The sequence below is a fragment of the Mycobacterium sp. DL genome (assembly GCF_039729195.1).
Taxonomy (GTDB): Bacteria; Actinomycetota; Actinomycetes; order Mycobacteriales; family Mycobacteriaceae; genus Mycobacterium; species Mycobacterium hippocampi_A.
The window spans coordinates 175774-197287 of the sequence record NZ_CP155796.1 but is presented as its reverse complement, the minus strand read 5'-3'; the positions used below and the strand labels follow the sequence as shown (position 1 = coordinate 197287).

Annotated in this window: 19 protein-coding genes and 2 pseudogenes; 6 read left to right on the top strand and 15 right to left on the bottom strand. The window is 67.4% G+C overall.

What is annotated here, in order from left to right; all coding sequences use genetic code 11:
• Positions 1-191: 191 nt before the first annotated feature.
• The 6 genes and pseudogenes from ABDC78_RS00960 to ABDC78_RS00935 form a co-directional block, all read right to left on the bottom strand.
• A pseudogene (locus ABDC78_RS00960) lies at positions 192-467 on the bottom strand (ABC transporter ATP-binding protein); the annotation flags it as partial.
• Complete coding sequence (locus ABDC78_RS00955; protein WP_347133287.1) at positions 464-1453, bottom strand: IS481 family transposase; 990 nt, start codon at positions 1451-1453, stop codon at positions 464-466. The pseudogene ABDC78_RS00960 and the gene ABDC78_RS00955, both read right to left, overlap by 4 nt.
• Positions 1454-1558: 105 nt before the next feature.
• Positions 1559-2125 (bottom strand): annotated as a pseudogene (locus tag ABDC78_RS00950) (ATP-binding cassette domain-containing protein); the annotation flags it as partial.
• Positions 2082-3110, bottom strand: coding sequence for a glycine betaine ABC transporter substrate-binding protein (locus ABDC78_RS00945; RefSeq protein WP_178359046.1), 1029 nt, complete (start codon positions 3108-3110; stop codon positions 2082-2084). The gene ABDC78_RS00945 and the pseudogene ABDC78_RS00950, both read right to left, overlap by 44 nt.
• Entirely contained in the window at positions 3107-3976 is an 870-nt protein-coding gene (locus ABDC78_RS00940) for an ABC transporter permease (RefSeq protein ID WP_178359045.1), read from the bottom strand. Before ABDC78_RS00940 ends, ABDC78_RS00945 begins: the two co-directional genes overlap by 4 nt.
• A gap of 90 nt (positions 3977-4066) precedes the next feature.
• On the bottom strand, positions 4067-5155 hold the full coding sequence (locus ABDC78_RS00935; RefSeq protein ID WP_178359044.1) for an NAD(P)-dependent alcohol dehydrogenase: 1089 nt from the start codon (positions 5153-5155) through the stop codon (positions 4067-4069).
• A gap of 236 nt (positions 5156-5391) precedes the next feature.
• Here ABDC78_RS00935 and ABDC78_RS00930 point away from each other — a divergent pair, with 236 nt between their 5' ends.
• The 4 genes from ABDC78_RS00930 to ABDC78_RS00915 all read left to right on the top strand — a co-directional run bounded on the left by ABDC78_RS00930 (position 5392) and on the right by ABDC78_RS00915 (position 10452).
• Positions 5392-6924 carry a Re/Si-specific NAD(P)(+) transhydrogenase subunit alpha gene (locus ABDC78_RS00930; protein ID WP_178359043.1) on the top strand — a complete coding sequence of 511 codons (1533 nt, stop codon included), beginning with the start codon at positions 5392-5394 and terminating at the stop codon, positions 6922-6924.
• A 3-nt stretch (positions 6925-6927) separates the two neighbouring features.
• Complete coding sequence (pntB, locus tag ABDC78_RS00925; protein ID WP_178359042.1) at positions 6928-8367, top strand: Re/Si-specific NAD(P)(+) transhydrogenase subunit beta; 1440 nt, start codon at positions 6928-6930, stop codon at positions 8365-8367.
• A 64-nt stretch (positions 8368-8431) separates the two neighbouring features.
• The gene (locus ABDC78_RS00920; RefSeq protein ID WP_347133554.1) at positions 8432-9652 is read left to right on the top strand and encodes an acyl-CoA dehydrogenase family protein; all 1221 of its coding nucleotides are present in this window, start codon (positions 8432-8434) and stop codon (positions 9650-9652) included.
• Positions 9652-10452 carry a tyrosine-protein phosphatase gene (locus ABDC78_RS00915; RefSeq protein ID WP_178359040.1) on the top strand — a complete coding sequence of 267 codons (801 nt, stop codon included), beginning with the start codon at positions 9652-9654 and terminating at the stop codon, positions 10450-10452. Before ABDC78_RS00920 ends, ABDC78_RS00915 begins: the two co-directional genes overlap by 1 nt.
• Positions 10453-10575: 123 nt before the next feature.
• On the opposite strand, the gene ABDC78_RS00910 is transcribed toward ABDC78_RS00915, so the two are convergent.
• The 6 genes from ABDC78_RS00910 to ABDC78_RS00885 form a co-directional block, all read right to left on the bottom strand.
• Positions 10576-11064 (bottom strand): DUF456 domain-containing protein, encoded by a 489-nt coding sequence (locus ABDC78_RS00910; protein WP_178359039.1) that lies wholly within the window; start codon positions 11062-11064, stop codon positions 10576-10578.
• 57 nt (positions 11065-11121) lie between these two features.
• Positions 11122-12087, bottom strand: coding sequence for an NADPH:quinone oxidoreductase family protein (locus ABDC78_RS00905; RefSeq protein WP_178359038.1), 966 nt, complete (start codon positions 12085-12087; stop codon positions 11122-11124).
• 7 nt (positions 12088-12094) lie between these two features.
• Positions 12095-12958 carry an SDR family oxidoreductase gene (locus ABDC78_RS00900; RefSeq protein ID WP_178359037.1) on the bottom strand — a complete coding sequence of 288 codons (864 nt, stop codon included), beginning with the start codon at positions 12956-12958 and terminating at the stop codon, positions 12095-12097.
• A 39-nt stretch (positions 12959-12997) separates the two neighbouring features.
• Positions 12998-14413 carry an aldehyde dehydrogenase family protein gene (locus ABDC78_RS00895; protein ID WP_178359036.1) on the bottom strand — a complete coding sequence of 472 codons (1416 nt, stop codon included), beginning with the start codon at positions 14411-14413 and terminating at the stop codon, positions 12998-13000.
• Positions 14414-14510: 97 nt separating this feature from the next.
• Positions 14511-15440 (bottom strand): class I SAM-dependent methyltransferase, encoded by a 930-nt coding sequence (locus ABDC78_RS00890; protein ID WP_178359035.1) that lies wholly within the window; start codon positions 15438-15440, stop codon positions 14511-14513.
• A gap of 131 nt (positions 15441-15571) precedes the next feature.
• Complete coding sequence (locus ABDC78_RS00885; protein ID WP_178359034.1) at positions 15572-16207, bottom strand: TetR/AcrR family transcriptional regulator; 636 nt, start codon at positions 16205-16207, stop codon at positions 15572-15574.
• 343 nt (positions 16208-16550) lie between these two features.
• Between ABDC78_RS00885 and ABDC78_RS00880 the strand changes: the two genes are divergently transcribed.
• Together ABDC78_RS00880 and ABDC78_RS00875 are read left to right on the top strand one after the other, a co-directional pair.
• On the top strand, positions 16551-17015 hold the full coding sequence (locus tag ABDC78_RS00880) for a hypothetical protein (protein ID WP_178359052.1): 465 nt from the start codon (positions 16551-16553) through the stop codon (positions 17013-17015).
• On the top strand, positions 17015-19162 hold the full coding sequence (locus ABDC78_RS00875; protein ID WP_178359033.1) for an FUSC family protein: 2148 nt from the start codon (positions 17015-17017) through the stop codon (positions 19160-19162). Before ABDC78_RS00880 ends, ABDC78_RS00875 begins: the two co-directional genes overlap by 1 nt.
• 65 nt (positions 19163-19227) lie before the next feature.
• Here the strand turns inward: ABDC78_RS00875 and ABDC78_RS00870 are convergent, their stop codons facing one another.
• Genes ABDC78_RS00870 through ABDC78_RS00860 form a run of 3 tightly spaced genes read right to left on the bottom strand, consistent with a single transcriptional unit; the run spans position 19228 to position 21510 of the window.
• Complete coding sequence (locus ABDC78_RS00870) at positions 19228-20202, bottom strand: pirin family protein (protein ID WP_178359032.1); 975 nt, start codon at positions 20200-20202, stop codon at positions 19228-19230.
• A gap of 16 nt (positions 20203-20218) precedes the next feature.
• Positions 20219-21244: an ArsA family ATPase gene (locus ABDC78_RS00865; RefSeq protein WP_178359031.1), complete on the bottom strand. Its 1026-nt coding sequence runs from the start codon at positions 21242-21244 to the stop codon at positions 20219-20221.
• Complete coding sequence (locus tag ABDC78_RS00860; protein WP_178359030.1) at positions 21235-21510, bottom strand: cory-CC-star protein; 276 nt, start codon at positions 21508-21510, stop codon at positions 21235-21237. Before ABDC78_RS00860 ends, ABDC78_RS00865 begins: the two co-directional genes overlap by 10 nt.
• Between the last annotated feature and the right edge of the window lie 4 nt (positions 21511-21514).

Sequence of the window (21514 nt, the reverse complement as noted above, 5' to 3'; positions counted from 1 at the left end):
ATTGAATGTCCGCACGGTCGTTCCCTTTGATCGGTTGGCTGCGCGTCGCAGTCGACGCCCACCCGGGGACCGCCGTGAACAATTACTATCAGAACCCGTCAAATTTGCTAGGGAAAGCGCAGACTTCCTCGCGCCGCAATTCTTACGGCACTATCCAGATAGCGAAATAGGTCGCATCACTATGCCGATCTTTACGCGGCGGCCGCCTTCACCGCCCGGCCGACCTCGGCCCGCAGCTCGCCGTACTCGGGTGATCGCCGAAGCTCGTCGGGATCCACCCCGGTGCGGGGCAGATCGACAGGAAGATCCAGCGCGACCTGGCCAGGACGACGCGTCAGGACCACGATCCGCGATCCGAGGAACGCCGCCTCGTCGGCGCTGTGGGTGACGAAGACGGTCGTCCGGCCGGACTCCGCGCTGACCTGCCGGACGTCCTCCTGCAGCCGCTCACGGGTCAGCGCGTCTAGCTGTACTGACCTGAGAGGTTAGGTAAGCGGCTGGCGGGTGCTTGACCCTTGAGTGAGGTGTGGCCGCGGTGGTGATTGTAGTGATGCACCCAGAGCGGGAACTCGGCGCAACGTTCGGCGTCGCTGGTGTAGAGCCGCACGTAGGCCCATTCATCGGCAAGGGTGCGGTGAAATCGCTCCACCTTGCCGTTGGTCTGCGGTCGATAGGGTCGGGTCCTGCGATGCTTGATGTCGCCGAGCGCATCACGGAACGCGTGCGATCTGTAGCAGGAGCCATTGTCGGTCAACACATTTCGCACAGCGATGCCGTTCTCTAGGAACCAGGCGTTGGCCCGGGTCCAGAACTCTGCGGCGGTTTCTTTGCGTTCATCTGTCAGCATTTCCGAGTAGGCCAGCCGGGAGTGGGCATCAAGGGCGGTGTGCAGAAAGTGATAGCCGCGCACCGGGTTGCGGTACTTGCTGAAGACCCCGCTGCTCTTGTCGGCGTTGGAGTTGCGGTTGCCCGCCGTGCGGCCCAGTTTGCGCCAGCCGCCGCCGGCGGGGATCTTGCCGAGTTTCTTGACATCGACATGCACCAGATCGCCGGGAGCAGCGGACTCCATTCGGCGGATGACACGCCCCGTCGGGCGGTCCAGCCATCGCAATCGCGCGACTCGGTAGCGGCGTAAGACCCGATGCACCGTGGACACGTTGAGGCCCAGCAGATAGGCGATTCGGGCCGGGCCCCACCGGCGCAGCACCCGGACTTTGATGATGCGGCGTTCGGTGCGCGTCGGGGTCTGATTGGGGCTGCGATGGGGCCGTGAGCTGCGGTCAGCCATCCCAGCCGGCCCCTCCTGGCGGTAGCGCTGCGCCCACCGCTGGGCGGTGGTGACCGCGACCTGGAACCGTTCGGCGGCTCGGCGCAGCGACCAGCCGTCCTCAACAATGCAACGAGCCAGGCGCAGGCGACCGGTTTCTGACAGCGGGGCGTTACGGTGGACCACGAAGACCTCCAGAGTGAGTGGTGTGTTCCTAGACAGCTCGCACTTCACTCGGAGGTCTTCTTCATGTCACCACGCCACGCCGTCCCTAACGTCCGTGGTCGGTACATCTAGCGCAGCGAACGGCTCGTCGAGCAAGAACAGCGGGGTCTCGGCGGCCAGCGCCCGGGCGATCGCGACCCGTTGCTGTTGTCCGCCGCTGATCTCCCAGATGCGACGGTCCGCGGTTCCCGAGAGGCCTACCCGATCGAGTAGCTGATCGCGACGCTCGGCCCGCTTCTCCCTGGGAACGTCGGCGTACTTCAGCGCGAGGTCGACATTGCCTCCCACAGTGCGCCACGGAAACAGCCTCGGCTGCTGGAACACCACCCCGGCGGTGACGCCCGGGGTGGGCGGGCCGCCGGCGATCTGAACCGAGCCCTCGCTCGGCTCTTCGAACCCTGCGAGCAGTCGGAGCAGCGTGCTCTTGCCGCAACCCGACGCACCGACGAGCACCAGGAACGAGCCCGGCTCGACGGTCAGGTCCACCGGTCCGAGTGCGGTGACCTCGTCGCGTCCCCTCCCGTAACTGTGCGACACCGACTCGATGCGGATGCCTCCGTTATTACGCTGTGACACAGCGTCTTTGACGTCACTGGTCGAGGACACCGGGAAGGCCCTTCGTAAAGATCGCATCCTGGAAGGTCTGCAGCGGCGCCGCCTGCGGAATCTGCTGCTGGTCGGCCAGGAACTGCGAGGCGCTCTGCAGGTTCACCGCGATGTTGCCCGGGTTTCCGTCGCTGCCCAGCCATTCCGGTGACGCCACCTCCTCGGGAGTCAGGTAGACGCCCTGCTTCAGCTGTCCGGCGACCTGCTCAGGCGTCAGGCCGATCTCGGCGGAGATCGCCGTGGCCGCAGTCTCCGGGTCATCGTTGATGAGCCGCAACGCGCGGGCTTCCTGCTGGCGCCAGATGTCCACGACCTCCGGGTTCGCCGCGGCGAACTCGCTGGACACCACACCCAGATCGAGAGTGGGCTTACCGTCCTGGGCCAGCTGACGGCTGGTGATCAGATCCGTACCCGACTCCCGCAACTGATCCAGCGTAGGCAACCAGGTGTAGGCCGCGTCGATGTCGCCGCGCTCCCATGCGGCGAGAATCGCTTGCGGCTGCAGATCGACGAGCTGAACGTCGTTGGCGGACAGACCGTTCTGGCTCAGCGCAGCAAGCACGCTGTAGTGCGCGGTAGACGCGAACGGCGTGCCGATGCGCTTGCCCCTCAGCTGGTCGACCGTGTCCAAGCCGGAACCGTCCCGCGCCACGAGCGCCTCGTTGTCGCCGGCCACGTCCAGGACGAACGCCACCTGGTACGGAATGTTCAGCGGGGCAGACAGACCGCGGGCCACCGGGCTGGATCCGAGAGCCCCGAAGTCGAGCTCCCCGGCGATGAACGCGGTGTTGACATCGGCGCCCGAATCGAACTTCGTCCACTTGATGTTGTAGTCGGGCAGGGCATCTTCGAGCCACCGGTTGTGCTTGACGATCAGGTCGCCACTCGGGAAGGTCTGGTAGGCCAGCCGGATCGTCGGCTTGTCCGCCTGCTGTCCCGAGTTGTCGACGGCGCAACCGGCCAGAGACAACGTGGCCACGGCAAACGCGGCAAGAAGAGCTTTCAGCTTCATATCTTTCCTCTCCAGGGGGCTGCGCGCCGCTCGATGGCGCGAAGTACTGCGTCGATGACCAGCCCGGAGAACCCGATGGCGAAGATGCCGACCAGGACGACGGGGGTGTTGTTGTAGTTGCTTGCGTCCTTCACCAGGCCGCCGATTCCGGGGATGCCGTTGAACAGTTCGGCTGCCACCACCGACGAATAGGCCATACCCACCGCGAGGCGGATACCGGTGAACGTCTCCGGTAGTGCCGACGGGATCACGACGTCGCGGATGACCTCCCTGCGTGACGCGCCGAGAGCCCTTGCCGCTTCCTGCAATCCGACCGGCGCAGCCACCACCGCAGCCGTGGTCGCCACCGCCGCCGGGGGTAGTGCGGCCAGCGCGAGCAGCGTGATCTTCGGTGCCTCGTCGATGCCCAGCCAGATGACCAGCAGGAAGAAGTACGCCAGAGGTGGCAGCGCGCGCAGGAACGTCAACCACGGTTCGAGCACGCTGCGAACCCAGCTGACGGACCCCATGACCAGCCCGAGCAGCACTCCGAGCGCCACGCCGATGACCACACCGACGAACACCCGGCGCAAGGTCATGTAGAGGTGCTCCCACAACAGATAGCCCGCGTAGCCGCGCACCCCGTCGTGAGTGGTTGAGACGTCGACGAAGGCGTTCCACACCGTCGCCGGGTAAGGCACGAAAGTCTGATTCCAGACCCCGCTGGCTGCCGCGAGTTGCCACAGTCCGCCGAACACGACGACGGAGAGCAGCGGCAGCACAGCACGCGTCAGACGGCCACGCCAGGGACTCTGGGTGACGCGTGGGATACCGGTCGGAGCCGACGAGACGGCGTCGTCGGGTGCGATATCGACAAAGACGGACACCCGGAAGACATTGACGGAGACGTCACGATGCCGGAAGGCCTTGGATCAGCCCGAGTTAAAGTCGCGCCACCACGTCACCAGGTCACCACGTCACCACGTCAGCACCGGTTTGATCACCTCACCGGAGTGTTGTTGTTGGAGGGTGGCATTGACGTCGCGGTACGGGAACGCCGTGACGAGCCGCTCGATCGGGAAGCGGCCGCCGGCGTGCAACTCCAGCAGGTACGGAATGAAAGTGGCTGGGATCGAGTCACCTTCGAGGCATCCGTGCACACTCTTGCCTCGCATGACGAGGTCGCGGATGTCGATGTCGGGCACGCCGGTGCCGAGCCCCACGGCCACCGCGGCTCCACCGACCGCCAGCGCGGCGACGGCGTCGGCGAGCACCGACGGACGTCCGGTGGTGTCCAATGCGCAATCCGCTCCCCCGCCGGTGAGTGTGCGGATGGCGCCGACGGGATCGTCGGCGGGGTCGAGCGCGGCACTCACACCAAGGCTTTCGGCCAATGCCCGACGCACAGCTGACGGCTCGACCACGATCACCGTCGCGACATCGACGGCACGTGCAGCCAACACTCCCGCCAAACCGACTGCACCCGCGCCGAAGACCACGAGCGCGCTGTCAGGCCGGGGGCGAAGAACATTGAGCACCGCACCGGCGCCGGTCTGGAAACCACATCCCAGCGGCGCGGCGATCACCGGGTCGGTGTCGGGGTCCACGACAACGGTGTTGTCGGCGTGGGTCAGCGCATAGCCCGCCAGGCTGGACTGTCCGAAGAATCCGTCGAGCACCACCCGCCCGGCCACAGTCACTCGGGCGGAACCGTCAGCGCGGGCACCGAAGTTGTTCAGCCGGGCGGCTTTCCGGCAGTATGCGGGCCGCCCTGCCTCGCAGTTCGGACAGGCGCCGCAGTGCCGGAACGTGAGCACCACGCGATCGCCGGGTCGAACCGAGGTGACCTCGGGACCGACCGTTTCGACGACACCCGCACCCTCGTGTCCCAGCAGCACCGGCCGATCCGATTTTCCCGCAACACGATTCACCAGATCGGTATGGCAGATGCCGGATGCCTCGATCCGCACGAGAATCTCGCCCGGCGCCGGGTCGTCCACCTCGACGTCGGCGAGGACAAACGGACCCTGGTGCGCATAGGACAGCGCGGCGGTGGTGACGGGCATGCGCGTTACCGTAGCCTTCGCTTGACGCCCGTCAACTGGCATTTCCAAGCGGGCCCGACGGTTTACACGTCAGCGTCCATCCGTCACGTCCAGTGGGGCTTGCGCCCTCCAGGCGTTACCGCGAGTCCGGCGAACTCTTACACTGACGTATTCCACCCGTCCAATGACGAGCTGTGTCGGAGCGCCTCCGCGCGTCCGACTGCACCGTGAGCGAAGCCTAGATCGGATCGACATCGATGATCATCGGGATACCGAAAGAGTCCCTGCCTGGTGAAACGCGCGTTGCCGCCACCCCACAGACGGTGGGGCAACTCATCAAGCTCGGCTACGACGTGGTGGTGGAGTCCGGCGCGGGAGCCGCATCGACGTTCACCGACGACGCGTTCACCGAGGCCGGCGCGGGCATCGGAGCAGCTGAGCAGGTCTGGTCTGCGGACGTGGTGTTCAAGGTCAACGCTCCGAACAGCTCGGAGATCCTCGCTCTGCGTGACGGCGCGACCGTGATCGGCCTGATCTCGCCGGCGTTGAAGCCCGAACTCGTCGAGGAGCTGTCCTCGCGGCCGATCACCGTGTTGGCGATGGATGCGGTTCCGCGTATCTCGCGGGCGCAGTCGATGGACGTGCTGTCGTCGATGGCCAACATCGCCGGTTACCGCGCGGTGGTCGAGGCGGCCCACCGGTTCGGCAGGTTCTTCACCGGACAGGTCACCGCGGCCGGCAAGGTACCGCCGGCCAAGGTGCTCGTCGTCGGCGCGGGTGTCGCCGGACTCGCCGCGATCGGCGCGGCCGGCAGCATGGGCGCCATCGTGCGTGCCACCGACCCCCGGCCCGAGGTCGCCGATCAGGTCAAATCGCTCGGCGGGGAGTACCTCTACGTCGATCCGGAAGCGGCCGAGGTGTCGGCGACCGGCTACGCCAAGGAGATGGGCGACGACTACAAGGTCCGCGAAGCGGCGCTGTACGCCGAGCAGGCCAAGGACGTCGACATCATCGTCACGACTGCGCTGATCCCCGGAAGGCCAGCGCCGCGGATCATCACCGCCGACATGGTGGCCTCGATGAAGTCCGGCAGCGTCATCGTCGACATGGCGGCGGCCAACGGCGGCAACGTCGAGGGCACCGTCAAGGACCAGGCCGTCGTCACCGACAACGGAGTGACGATCATCGGCTACACCGACCTGGCCGGCCGACTGCCCGCCACGGCATCGCAGCTCTACGGCACCAACCTGGTCAACCTGCTGAAGCTGCTGACTCCGGAGAAAGACGGGCAGCTCACCCTCGATTTCGACGACGTGGTGCAGCGCTCGGTGACCGTGGTGCGCGACGGTGCGCTCACCTGGCCGCCGCCCCCGGTGCAGGTGTCAGCCGCGCCCGCTGCGAAGGCCGCTGAGCCCGTTGAGGCGAAACCGGCCAAGAAGCCGATGTCGACCGGGCGCCGCCTGGGAGTGACCTTCGCCGTCGCGGCGGCACTGTTCGCCCTGATCGCGCTCTCACCGGCGGCACTGCAGTTCCACCTGATGGTCTTCGCGCTGGCGATCGTCATCGGCTACTACGTGATCGGCAACGTCCATCACGCGCTGCACACTCCGCTGATGTCGGTGACCAACGCGATCTCCGGGATCATCGTCGTCGGCGCCCTGCTGCAGATCGGGCACGGCAACAACATCATCACCGGGATCGCCTTCGTGGCGATCCTGCTCGCCAGCATCAACGTCTTCGGCGGCTTCGCGGTGACGCGCCGCATGTTGTCCATGTTCTCGAGGAGCTGACCCATGCTTACGCTGGAAAACACCGCCACCGCGGCCTACGTCGTCGCGGCCCTGCTGTTCATCCTGGCGCTTGCCGGGCTGTCCAAGCACGAAACATCCAAGGCCGGTAGTAGTTTCGGTATCGCCGGGATGGCCGTCGCGCTGATCGCGACCATTGCGCTGGCGCTGGCCCGCGACATCGAACCCCTCGGTCTGGCGCTGCTGATCGTCGCCATGGTCATCGGAGCGGTGATCGGGCTGTGGCGGGCGAAGATCGTCGAGATGACGGGCATGCCCGAGTTGATCGCGCTGCTGCACTCGTTCGTGGGACTGGCCGCCGTGCTGGTCGGCTGGAACGGCTACCTGCACGTCGAGGCCGATCCCGCCGGCGCCGAGGCCCTACAACTCGCCCGGGAGGGCATGCTCGGCATCCACTCGGCCGAGGTCTTCATCGGCGTCTTCATCGGTGCGGTGACCTTCACCGGATCCATCGTCGCCAACCTCAAGCTCTCCGCCCGGATCAACTCGGCGCCGATGATGCTGCCCGGCAAGAACATGCTCAACGTCGGCGCGCTGGTGGTCTTCTTCGCGCTCACGGTCTGGTTCGTCATCAACCCGACGCTGTGGCTGCTCATCGTGGTCACCGTGCTGGCGCTGCTGCTCGGCTGGCATCTGGTGGCCTCGATCGGCGGCGGCGACATGCCGGTCGTGGTGTCGATGCTCAACAGCTATTCCGGCTGGGCCGCAGCGGCTTCGGGCTTCCTGCTGGGCAACGACCTGCTGATCATCACCGGCGCGCTGGTCGGCTCCTCCGGTGCCTACCTGTCCTACATCATGTGCAAGGCGATGAACCGATCCTTCATCTCGGTCATCGCCGGCGGCTTCGGAATCGAAGCGGGCCCGGCCGAGGACAAGGATTACGGCGAGCACCGCGAGATCAACGCCGACGGTGTCGCTGAGCTGCTCAGCTCGGCCAGTTCGGTGATCATCACCCCGGGCTACGGGATGGCCGTCGCCCAAGCTCAGTACGGCGTGGCCGACCTGACCCGCAAACTGCGTGAACGCGGCGTCGACGTCCGATTCGGAATCCATCCCGTCGCCGGACGCCTGCCCGGCCACATGAACGTGCTGCTCGCCGAGGCCAAGGTGCCCTACGACATCGTCCTCGAGATGGACGAGATCAACGACGACTTCGACGGCACGTCCGTCGTGCTGGTGATCGGCGCCAACGACACCGTCAACCCGGCGGCCTCCGAAGACCCGTCGAGCCCGATCGCCGGCATGCCGGTGCTGACGGTGTGGAACGCCGAGAACGTCATCGTGTTCAAACGGTCCATGGCCTCGGGCTACGCCGGCGTGCAGAACCCGCTGTTCTTCCGGGAGAACACCCAGATGCTGTTCGGCGACGCCAAGGACCGCGTCGACGCGATCAACGCGGCGCTCTCGGTCGGCGAGCACGTATAGCCGACTGTGCCCGGAGAGGGCAGTTTTTTACGCGTGTCATATCGTGACGGGCATGGACTTCGCGATGTCGGCCAAAGGGCAGGACTACTACGACCGGCTGAGCGCCTTCATGACCGAGCACGTGTTTCCCGCCGAAGCGTCTTACGAGGCCTACCGGCATGAGAAGGGGCAGAACGACCACACGGTGCCGCCGGTGGTCGAGGACCTCAAGAAACTGGCCAGGGAACAGGGTCTGTGGAACCTGTTCCTGCCGTCGGAGTCAGGGCTGAGCAACCTGGAGTACGCGCCACTGGCGGAGCTGAGCGGCTGGAGCATGGAGATCGCTCCCGAGGCACTCAACTGCGCGGCGCCCGACACCGGGAACATGGAGACACTGCATCTGTTCGCCACCGAGGAGCAGTCCAAGCAGTGGCTCGAACCTTTGCTCAACGGAGAGATCCGCAGTGCATTCGCGATGACCGAACCCGCGGTGGCGTCGTCGGATGCCCGCAACATCGAGACGACGATGCTGCGCGACGGCGACGACTATGTCATCAACGGCCGCAAGTGGTGGATCTCGGGGGCGGCGGACCCGCGCTGCAAGATCCTGATCGTGATGGGCCGGACCAATCCCGACGCTGCCAGCCACCAGCAGCAGTCGATGATCCTGGTTCCCGTTGATACACCCGGGGTGTCGATCGAGCGGTCGCTGCCGGTGTTCGGCTGGCAGGACCAGCACGGGCACTGCGAGGTCAGCTTCGACAACGTGCGGGTGCCGGTGTCGAACCTGCTGCACGAAGAAGGCAGCGGGTTCGCGATCGCCCAGGCCCGCCTGGGTCCGGGCCGCATTCACCACTGCATGCGTGCGATAGGGGTGGCCGAGCGGGCGATGGCACTGATGATCGACCGGGTGCAGACGCGCATCGCGTTCGGCAAGCCGTTGGCCGAGCAGGGCGTGGTGCAGCAGCAGATCGCTTTGTCGCGCAACGAGATCGATCAGACCCGGCTGCTGTGTCACAAGGCGGCGTGGACCATCGACCAGCACGGCAACAAGAGTCCCGAGGCGAGGCTGCAGGTGGCCCAGATCAAGGCGGTCGCACCGCAGATGGCGTGCGACGTGCTGGACCGGGCTATCCAGGTGCACGGCGGGGCGGGGATCTGCGACGACGTGCCGCTGGCCCGGTTGTACGGGTGGCACCGGGCGATGCGGCTGTTCGACGGGCCCGACGAGGTGCACATGCGCACGATCGCCCGCGCCGAACTCGGCAGGGAGAAGTCCGCTTTCGCCACGGCGGTGACGAAGTAGTGGTCTCCGTCGGCGACGAACTGTCGGGTGCGTGGAACTTCCGCGACGTCTCCGAGCAGACGGGCATCGCGCCCGGTCGGTTCTTCCGGGCCAGCGAGTTGTCCAAGCTCGACGACGACGGGCGCAGTGCGCTGGCCGGTTACGGCGTCACCGATGTCGCCGACCTGCGGACGCTGCGCGAACTCGAGAAGCACGGCGCCGGATTGGTGCCTGCCGGGGTGGACATCCACCATCTGCCGTTCGTCGAGACCTCGGTCTCCGACGGCGAGGCCCCGCACGAGTACGCCTTCCAGCGGATGATGACCGAGAAGCCGTCCGACGAGTCGGTCGGTGACGCAGCGGCGCGGTACATGACCGAGGAGTACGGGCGCATCGCAGCCGCACCGCTGGCGCGCCAGGCCGTGCACCGGGTGGTCACGCTGCTGGGCTCGGAGCGAAAAGTCTTGGCGCACTGCTTCGCCGGGAAGGACCGGACCGGTTTCACCATCGCCGTCGTGCTGGAGGCGGCCGGGGTCGGACGGGACGCGATCATGGCCGACTACCTGCGCAGCAACGTCGCCGTTCCGCAGTTGCGGGAGAGCATCCTGGCCAATGTGCGCGCCCGGGCGGCGGAGATGCCCGAGGTGCTCGAGCTCGCCGAAGCCCGGCTGACCGAGTCGGTGCTGGGCGTACGCGAGGAATACCTGGAGACGGCGCGGCGCACACTCGACGACGAATACGGCTCGCTGCGTGGCTATCTCGAGGCATCCGGGGTGACGGACGCGGACGTCGGCCGGTTGCGCGCGGCTCTCAACGGGTGACTTCGGCGTCGGGGGTAGCGTGCCGCCACGGGCCCTCGCGTCCACATCGACACCAGGGCTGTTCATGAGGAGCTTCTGGGGCTACTCGCAGCCCTGACGTCGATCTCGCGTGGAGCAGGCCAATCAGCCGACGGTCACCCACACGCCAATCGCCCAGGTGATCGTCGCCAGCAGCGCACCCGTCAACTCCACGCCGATCGACAGCGCGACACCTTTGAGGGCGTGCACCGTCGACGCCCACGCTCGGGTGGCGTCGCGGCGAATCGCGAGTTCGGCGGCGAACACGCCCGCGATGAAGCCGATGAGCAGACCGATCACCGGAATGACGAAGAAGCCGACGAATCCGGCCACCGCCCCGATGACCAGCACGGAAGTCCGCACCTCGGCGCGGCGCATGCGTTTGACCGGCCAGACGTATTTGATGACCTCGGCGGCGCCGAAGAACACTGCCGCGACGCCGAACGTCACCCACGACACCGTCGTGCTCTCGACGAACGCCCACACCCCGATGGCCGCGATCACCAAAAGCGCGCCGGGCAGGATCGGCACGATGATGCCCACCAGGCCGACAGCGATCGCCAACGCGACGAGGATGATTCCCGCGGTGCTCATTCCAGCGAGACTACGGTGTCCCGGGCCGCCCGATCAGCCGGGAACGGGCGCACGGGGTCAGGGTTCGAGGACGAGCTTGCCGTGCACCGCGCCGTCGGCGAGCGCCTCGAGGGCCGCGCGGCCCTGCGACAGCGGGTACCGCACCGGCGGGGGTGGTCGCAACCCTGCGTCGACGAGCGCGCCCAACCCGGCCCCGACCTCGGCCTGCGCACCCGGGTTGCGGTTGACGAACTCACCCCACCCGACGCCGACGATGCTGACGTTGCGCAGCAGCAACCGGTTCACCTTCACCGTCGGGATGCCGCCCGCGGCGAAGCCGATGACCAACAGCCGACCCTCGGTTGTCATAGCGCGGACGGCAACGTCGAAAGCCTGCCCGCCGACAGGGTCGACCACCAGATCGACACCTCGGCCTCCGGTGTGCTCTTTGACCGTGTCGAGCCAGCCGTCGGTCAACGGCAGCACCACATCGGCACCCAGGGCCTCGACGAACTCGATAGCCGAAGGCCGGTGCACCATCGCGATGACCTTGGCGCCCAATGCCTTCGCGATCTGAATCGCGGCAGTCCCCACACCGCCTGCAGAGCCGAGGACCAGCACTGTCTCACCGGCACGGAGCGCGCCACGGCGCTGCAGCGCGAAGTACATCGTGTAGTAGTTGCCGAGCAGGGACGCCGCCTCGCCGTCGTCGAGGTCCGCCGGAGTGGGGATCACCGAGTCGGCGGCGACGGCCACCTGTTCGGCGTATCCGCCCAGCATCGCGAACGCCGAAACCCGTTGACCGACAGCGAATCCCGACCCTTCCGGGGCCGAGTTCACCACGCCGGCCACCTCCATACCGGGGGTGAACGGCGGGTCGAGCCGCATCTGGTACTCACCGCGCAGGAGCAGCAGGTCCGGGAAGCAGACACCCGCGGCGCCGACGTCGACGACAAGCTGACCCGGTCCGGCGACCGGGCCGTCCACATCGGTGTACGTGAGTCCCGCTGGACCCGACAGCTCCTGCGCGACAAGCGCTTTCATCGATGGATCAGCCGAGGCTGAACGCGGCGCGCTCGGCCGCCGACAGATCGGAGATCTCGCCCCACCTGCCCGCGACGTCGTCGACCGACGGCACGTCGGTGAACGTCACACCGGAGTTCTGGAACAGCGCGACCCGCTGCACCTTGCCGCCGCCGACGATGAACACCGATGCGGTCTCAGGCATCTCCTCGGTGCACATGTAGGCCACCACGGGTGCCACATACTCCGGCGTCAGCTTCTCGAACACCTCGGGCGGCAGGATGTCCTGGGTCATCCGGGTGGCCGCGATCGGGGCAACGGCATTGGCCTTGATGTTGTACTTGGCGCCCTCCTGGGCCAGCGTGTTGATCATCCCGACGAGGCCCAGCTTCGCGGCGCCGTAGTTGGCCTGACCGAAGTTGCCGAACAGCCCGCTGGTCGACGTCGCGACGACGACCCGGCCGAAGCCGTTCTCCCGGAAGTGCGGCCATGCGGCACGGATGACGTTGTAGCCGCCGTACAGGTGCACCTTGATGACGGAGTCCCAGCTGCCGAACTCCATCTTGTGGAAGGTGCCGTCCCGCAGGATGCCCGCGTTGCTGACCACGCCGTCGACCTTGCCGAACTCGTCGATGGCGGTCTTGATGATGTTGGCCGCACCGTCGGACTCGGCGACGGAGTCGTAGTTGGCGACCGCCCGACCGCCGGCGTCCTTGATCTCCTTGACGACCTCGTCGGCCATCGCCGAACCGGAACCGGTGCCGTCGCGCGCGCCACCGAGGTCGTTGACGACGACGCTGGCGCCTTCACGCGCGAGCGTCAGCGCGTATTCACGCCCGAGTCCGCCTCCCGCGCCGGTGACGACGATGACACGATCCTGCACTCCTGGCACTGGTGTTCCTCTCTTGAAGGGTCCGAGCCGACGTCAGCCTCAGAAGAGCTTGCGCGCCAGCTTCCATGCCTTCTCTGTATACGGCGGGTAGATCATCGCCGTGACATCGGGTCGGGTCGGCTTCGTCATGACCGACTTACGGTGGCTGAACTCCTCGAAGCCGAACTTGCCGTGATAGGCGCCCATCCCGGAGGGACCGACACCGCCGAAGGGCAGCTTGTGGGTGGCGAAGTGGAAGACCAGATGGTTGACCAGCATGCCGCCCGCCGGGACCTCCTTGATCACGCGTTCGCGCACCGCCTTGGCCTTGGTGAACAGATAGGCGGCCAGTGGCTTGGGCCGCGAGTTGACGAAAGTGATTGCCTCGTCCATGGATTGGACGGTCACGATCGGTAGGATCGGGCCGAAGATCTCGTCGGTCATCAACGGCTCGCCCGGGTCGGGGTCCACCACAACGGTCGGCTGGATCTTGAGCGTGGCCGCGTCCGAGCCGCCGCCGATCGCGACAGTTCCCTTGGTGGCGGCCAGCGCCGTGGTGAGCCGGTCGAAGTGGCGTTCGTTGACGATGCGCTTACCGCCGGTGTTGCCGGCCTCGAAGGTTTCAACAGCCCGCTGGATCTTCTCGACCAGCTTGTCGCGGATCGGAGCCTCGGCCAGCACGTAGTCCGGCGCGATGCAGATCTGACCGGAGTTCAGCAGCTTGGTCCACGCGATCCGCTTGGCGGCGACATCGATGTCGGCGTCGGCCGACACGATCACAGGGCTCTTGCCACCGAGTTCGAGGGTGACTGGCGTCAGATGCGACGCCGCGCCTTCGTAGACCCGGCGGCCGATCTCGGTGCCGCCGGTGAACAGCAGATGGTCGAAGCCCTGAGCGATGAGCTCCTGGCTGACCGCGCCGTCACCTTCGACGACCGCGATGGCATCGTTGTCCAGATAGCGGGCCACCAGGTCGGCCATCAGGGCTGAGGATGCCGGCGCCACCTCGGAGGGTTTGAGCACGACGGTGTTGCCTGCGGCGATGGCGCCGACTGCGGGACCGAGGGTCAGGGCGAACGGGAAGTTCCACGCGCCGATGACCAGCACCGTGCCGTACGGCTCGTACTCCACCCATCCGCGGCCCGGCAGCTGGGAGAGCTCCAACAGTCGGTAGCGGCGCTTCATCCACTTGCCGACGCTCTTCGCCGCAGTCTGGGCCTCGCCGGTGGTGCTGGCGATGTCGGCCAACCAGGCTTCGAAGGGCGAGCGGCCCAGGTCCTGTTCCAGCGCGTCGGCGATCGCGGGCTCGTTGTCCGACATCAGCCGCGCCAGGGCGTTGAGCTGGTCCTTACGCCACTCGACGCTGCGGGTACGGCCGGACGCGAAGGTCTGGCGGAGACGACGGACGGTCGCCGGAATGTCCTGGGCGGCGGGTGTTCCACCTGCCTGAACAGGGGCGACGGATTCGGTGGTCATGATGGGGTCCTTCCTGACCTGCGGAGTACCCGAATCCTAACCAACCACCTGGTTGGTGAACAGCGCCGTTGGGAGCCAATGAGTCTCCCGAAAGAGGTCAGGCCTTCTCGGCGGTCACAAACGTCGAGAACGATTCCCCGTCGTTGTCGGCGATCTCGATGTGGCGGCCGAGGCGCTTCATTTCGTCGGTCGAGTCGACGGCATCGGATCGCCAACCGTGCGCGGCGAGCCACACGGCGACGTCGGCCCGGTCAGGATCCTCGTAGGTGAGCTCGGTGATGTCGATGGGGTCGATGTCGAGTTGCGCGGTGAGCGCGCTGAACCGCTGGCGCATCTGCTCGCGGCGGTCCTTGGCGTGAAATCCCATGGTCTCGGCGGCCACCCTGCTGCCGGCCGCGGAGAGTTCGGTGATCTGGGTGAACAGCCGATCCTGCGCGTCGGCGGGCAGGTACATCAGCAGGCCCTCGGCCAGCCAGGCCGTCGGCTGCGTGGTGTCGAATCCGGCATCCACCAGCGCGGCCGGCCAGTCCTGGCGAAGATCGACGGCCACCTCGCGGCGGTCCGCCGTCGGGTCCACGCCGTGACGGGCCAGCGTCGCGCTCTTGTAGTCGAGAACCTTCGGCTGGTCGATCTCGAACACCGTGGTGCCGGCGGGCCACGTCAGCCGGAACGCCCGCGAATCGAGCCCGGCCGCGAGGATGACGACCTGCCGGATGCCGGCCTGCGCCGCCTGGGCGAAGAAGTCGTCGAAGAAGTGGGTGCGCACGGCCTGGTAGCTGCCCATGTGCTCGAACATCGCGGCGACCTCGGCGTCGGCCTCGGAGACCTTGGCGACGAAGGTGTCGTCGAGCATGAACTCCCAGGCTCCGGTGCCGGCGTCGGCAACCAGGATCTTGGCGTAGGGGTCACGGATGAGCGGGTCGGGCCGGTCGGTCTCGGCGGCACGGGCGGCGGCCACCATGACAGCGGTTGCTCCGACGCTGGACGCGATGTCCCACGTGTCGTTGTCGGTGCGCAGTGAACTCATGGCGGGCTCCATCGATGGAAGAAGAAATTTACTTCGCAAGGCTATCTAACAATGGCGGCACCGCGGCTGAGCTGTGGCTCAGAACACATCCCCGCAGCTGGATCCACAGGAAACAGACAGCCGTCGGGTGGTTACCCGCCGAGCGTCCAGAGCTTGTTCGCGAGGAGAAGTTCGAGCTTGTGTACGACTGCGCCCAGCTCGGTCCGGTCGCCGACGAAGCCGGCGTAGAAGCCCATGCCCCACACCACGGCGACCAACATCTCCACCAGGTGACCGACGTCGGTGTCCGTGCTCAGTTCGCCGCGGGTGATGGCGTCGTTGACCGCCCAGCCCACGAATTCACGCGAGTTCTTCAGCGAGTCGTGTTCGTCGTTGCTGAGTTCGGGATGGCGTTGCGATTCCAGCACCGAGGTCACGAGAAACGCCGCAGCGGAGCGATCTTCGACATCGGCCTGGGTCGCGACCGACAGGAACGCCGAGAGTCTCTCGATCAGCGTCGTCTGTTCTTGCGCTCTGGCGATGCCAGCGCTAACAATCGACGCGTTCGTCTGCTCCACCACCTCACTCCACAGCACGCGTTTGCTGGCGAAGTAGTGATTGATCGCTGGACGCGTCAGATCGGCACGGACGGCAATCGCCTGAAACGTCGCTGCGTCATATCCGAGTTCGCTGAACACCTCCCGAGCAGCACGCACGATGCGCTCCCGCGTTTCAGCGGCCTTGGCTGCGGGAGGTCGCCCGGGACCTCGACTCGCCGTATACGGCATAGTCAAATTGTGCCACACGTCACCTGGCAGTTGACCGCACGTTGGCTCGGAGCCCGTCACCCCCGATATCCAGCAAACTCGCCGGGGATAGCGGGCCGCGGCTGCTACCGACTCGCTCGGCAGTGACGCCGCAGCACCGACCACAGTCGAACTAGGGTTCCAGGCATGGGGTCGGTGGCGTCGCAAGGCTGGTGTCCGCGACGTCACCGATGCACGTGCCGATTCTCCGCGGTGCCCACCGATGGCTGACCCCGACGAGGCCGGCGGAGGGCGGGTCCGCGCAGGCGCCGTGGACCGCGCGGACGGCGCAGAGTCCGGCGTCCCGGTCGAACACGTCGTCGCCATGCTGCGGGAGCGTCTCTACGGCGCGATCTCCTGCCTGGCCACGCTCGCGGTCCTGACCCGGTACACCGAAGAGGACACCAGCGCCTGGGCGCGCATGCTCGATGTCGCGGTCACGATGGGTGGCTTGTGGGCGGCCAGCCTGCTCGCCGACTGGGTGGCCCATCTGTCGGTGCACGAACGCGCGCCGGGTCGCGTCGAGGTCTGGCGGATGCTGCAGGCCTCGGGTCAGATCCTGCAGGCCAGCCTGCTTCCGCTGGGGGCGCTGGCCGCGGCGGGGCTCGACCTGCTCGACACCGACACCGCGATGTGGATCGCCAAATGGATCCTGGTCGTCGAGCTGGGGCTGATCGCGTTACTCGCCGTCCGCAGGACGCGGCTTCCCCTGTGGCAGCAAATAATGACAGTTCTATTACTCACGGGCGTCGGGGTGCTGGTCATCGGCATCAAGATCCTTGCGCACTGATGGCTACCAGCACGAACACCCTGCGAGACCGGGTCACGCGACGCGTACAACAACGCGACCCCGAAAACGACGCGCTGCGCCGCGCCCTGCGGGCCGCACTGATCGTGCCGGTCGCAGCGGCGATGAGCTTCGCCGTCGGGGACAACGCCCAGACGACGCTGTTCACCGTCTTCGGGTCGGTCGCGCTGCTGGTGTTCACCGACTTCCCCGGCAATCGGCAGAACCGCGCGGTGGCCTATGCCGGGTTGGCGCTCAACGGGTTCGTGCTGATCACGCTCGGCACGCTCGTCGCCCCGCTCCCGGTGCCCGCCGTGCTGATGATGTTCGTCCTGGGAGTCGCGGTGACGTTCTCGGGGGTGCTGAGCGAGACCGTCGCCGCCGGCCAGCGCGCGACACTGCTGACGTTCGTGTTGCCGGCCTGCACGCCCCCCGGGCCGATAGGGGACCGCCTGCTGGGGTGGACGATCGCGCTGGCGGTGTGCGTACCCGCAGCGCTATTTGTTCTCCCGCCGCGCCATCACGGTGAACTGCGGCGTCACGCTGCCCGGGCCTGCCGACTGCTGGCCGACAGATTGGACGGCCGCGCGTCGGCCGACGACGTGACCGCCGCGATGGACGCATTGCGCGCCAACTTCCTCGGCGCCGACTTCCGGCCCGTCGGGCTGACCGCGGGCAGTCGCGCGCTGGTGCGGGTGGTCGACGACCTCGAGTGGGTCGCCGATCGCACCGGCGAGAAGGCGGGTGCGGCGCTGGCCGACATGAAGGACCCCGCCGTGCGCGTGCTGCGGGACTCGGCCGCGGTGCTGCGCATCACGCGGGTGGCCCGACGCGACGCGGCCCGTGCGGATCTCGAGCTGGCGCTGGTCGATCTGCGGACCGTCGCGCGCGGCAGGTACCGCGAGGACCTGGCCGCCATCCTCGGTGCCGCCGACGACGCACAAGCCGTCGAGATGGGGCGCGAACTGCTGCGCCGGCGCACCATCGCCGCGACCATCGGGGCCACCGGTCGCATCATCGCCGCCGCCGCCGCGGCCGACGCACGTCCGGTCTGGGCCCGCGCGATCGGGCTGCGGCTGCCCGAGACGGGCGCCTCGGATAGGCTGCTCCCGGAAACCGTTGCCGCCGCCCAGATCACGTCCGGCTTCCTGGCCAACCGCTCGGTGGCTTTCCGGAACAGCCTGCGCACCGGGTTGGGACTGAGCCTCGCCGTGGCGGTCACCCACCTGTTTCCTGTCGAACACGGCTTCTGGGTGGTCCTCGGCGCGCTGTCGGTGTTGCGCAGCAGCGCGTTGACCACAGGCACCCGGGTGTGGCGTGCGGTGATCGGCACCGGCATCGGCTTTCTCCTCGGCGCCGCGCTCATCTGGCTGGTCGGGGTCGATCCGGTGGTGCTGTGGCTGCTACTGCCGCCGGTCGTCTTCGGTTCGGCCTATGTTCCCGAGATCGCGTCGTTCACCGCGGCGCAGGCCGCGTTCACGATGATGGTGCTGATCATCTTCAACCTCGTCGTCCCGACCGGCTGGGAGGTGGGCCTGATCCGGGTGGAGGACGTCGTCGTCGGCGCCCTGGTGGGGGTGTTGGTGTCGGTGCTGATGTGGCCACGCGGGGCCACCGCATCGGTGACGCGGGCGATCGACTCCGCCCGCTCGATCTTCGTGCGGTACCTGCACGTGGCGGTGCTACGGATCACCCGCGGCGCGTTCGAGGAGCGCAGGGACGAGGTGGCGACGCTGAGCCACAACGCCCTGGACGCCTCGCGGGTGATCGATGACGCTGTGCGCCAATATCTTTCGGAAAGCAGCGGCGAGACTGACTTCCGCGCTCCTGTGGTGCGTTCGTTTCACCGGGCGATCCGACTGCGCGCGGCCGCCGACTTGATCGCCGATATCCCCACGCCGCCACCGCTGTCGGCCTACCCGAAGGTGCGCGCGGTGCTCGAGTTCCACGTCGACGCGATCTGTGAGCGGTTGGCGGGCCGGTTCGACCCGGCGCGTGAGTGGGTGCCGATCGCCGACGATTTTGTGCTCGCGCTGCGTTCCGAGGCCCGCGACGACGATCTCGGCGTGTCCGCGGCACTGCCGCTGTTGACCGTCGCCGCGTTGCTCGGTGAACTCGAGTGGATCTGGCCGCTGCAGGAACAGGAGTAGCCGGAATTGCATTCCAGCAGGAAAAACCGGCGAAAAGCCCTGCTGGAATGCAATTCCGGCGGGGGTCAGCGCAGCGGGCGGTGCGGCATCAACGCATTCGGCGGGATCGTCCCGAACTTGCCTGCGTTGAAGTCTTCCAGCGCTTGGATCACCTCGGACTTGGAGTTCATCACGAACGGTCCGTACTGGAACACCGGCTCGCGAATCGGCTTGCCGCCCAGCAGAAGAACCTCGAGCGCCGGCCGATTGGCATCCTGCGAGTCTTCCGCGGACACGGTGATCCGGTCGCCGGGGCCGAGCACCGTGAGCTGGCCCTGCTGGACGGGGTGTCCGACTGGGCCGACGGTGCCGCGGCCCGACAGTACATAAACCAGCGCGTTGAAGTCACGGTTCCACGGCAGATTCAGCCGGGCTCCCGGTTGAATAGTGGCATGCGCCAACGTGATCGGGGTGTATGTGGCGCTGGGTCCACCATGGCCGTCGACCTCACCGGCGATCACCCGCACCAGCGCACCGCCGTCGTCGGAGGACAGCAACCTGACCTGGTCACCTTCAATGGCCTGGTACCGGGGTGCGGCGAACTTGTCCTTCTTGGGCAGGTTCACCCAGAGCTGGATACCGTGGAACACTCCACCGCTCTCAACCAATTCGGAGGGCGGGGTCTCGATGTGCAGGACGCCTGCACCCGCGGTCATCCACTGGGTGGCGCCGTCGGTGATCAGACCACCGCCGCCGTGGGAATCCTGGTGGGCCATGCGGCCGTCGATGATGTAGGTGACGGTCTCGAACCCGCGATGCGGGTGCCAGTCGGTGCCCTTCGGCTCGCCGGGCTCATACTCGACCTCGCCCATCTGGTCCATGTGGACAAAGGGGTCGAGGTCGCGGGCGTCGACTCCGGCGAAGGCGCGGACGACCGGGAACCCTTCACCTTCGTAGCCGCGGGGTCCGGTCGTGACGGACCGCACGGCGCGTTCGGTGTCGGAGGTGGCGGGACCCGCGATACGGGGCAGGGTGAACGTATCAGCTGTGATTGCAGGCATACTCGCCTCAACCGGACTAGGGTCCGATTAATTCCCCGGTCCTGGGATCCGCCTGGGCGAGCGCGTCCCCGAACCGTTCGAGCGCCTCCCGGCCGACGACGTCCCCCGGCAGCAGGGGGACCTGCTGCAGCGGGACGTCCGGGAGGGCGCGGCGCAGCGCGACGACGTGCACCTCCTCCAGGGCGCGGCGCTCGGCGAGGAAGTTTCCGGCGTCGGCCGGCGAGCGCTTGTTGACCACGAGCGCCCCCACGTGCACGCCGGCCCGGACCAGCTGCTCGTGCAGCTCGACGGTCTCGAGGACGGGCAGCCGCTCGGCCGCGAGGACGATGACGAAGCTGCAGCGCTCGGCGTCCACCAGGATCTCCCGCAGGACCTCGAACCGCTCGCGGCGGCGCAGCAGGATGCGCCGGATCTCGAGATCGCGCTCCTCGCGGCGGTCCCGGGGCCTTTCGGTGCCCACGATGCTCTCGCCCGCGGCATCCCGGTCCTCGAGGCCCCGCAGGGCGGCCCCGAACTTCTCCGCCCTGCCGCGACGGCGCAGCAGCCCCTCCGTCCAGGCGGACATGATCTCGGGCAGGGCCATGAGCCGGGCGGTGTGCCCGGACGGGGCGGTGTCGAAGACGATCAGGTCGTAGTCGGCGGGGCCCGCGTCAACGAGCTCGGCGATCCGCTCCAGCACCGCCGACTCGTGCGTGCCCGGCGAGTCGCGGGCAAGTTCCATGTGCTTGTCGACCTCGGCCGCGAGGTGCTCGGGCATGAGCCGTCGAATCGTGGCGCCCACGGCGGCGAGGTGCGCGTCGGCCGTGGCGGCCGGGTCCACCTCGAGGCCGTCGAGGTTCCGGGCGAGGGGGGTGATCCGGTCCCCGATGGGGCGCTCCCACAGGTGCCCGAGGTTGTGGGCCGGGTCGGTCGAGACGACGAGCACCCGCCGGCCGGCGCGGGCCTGGGCGAGGGCGGTGGCGGAGGCGACCGCGGTCTTGCCGACACCGCCCTTGCCGCCGACGAACAGGACCCGGCGGGCGGCGGCGAGCTCTAGCAGCACGAGACGTGCTCCAGCGGAGAGCGTTCCATGCCCATCCGCCGGTGCCAGTCATGGAACCGGTCGTAGACCACAGGCAGCAGTTCCACGGTGTAGTAGCTGGCGGGGTTGGGCACGCCCAGCGCCTCAGAGAGGACGAGCATCATGAACAGGTCCTCCTCGTCGCGCTGGGCACGGGCGAAGGTGCGCCGGTAGGGCGCTACGTAGAACTCGTGCAGGCCCGCACCGAGTCGGGCCTGCACGCAGCGCAGCCGGTGTAGGACCGTCACCGGC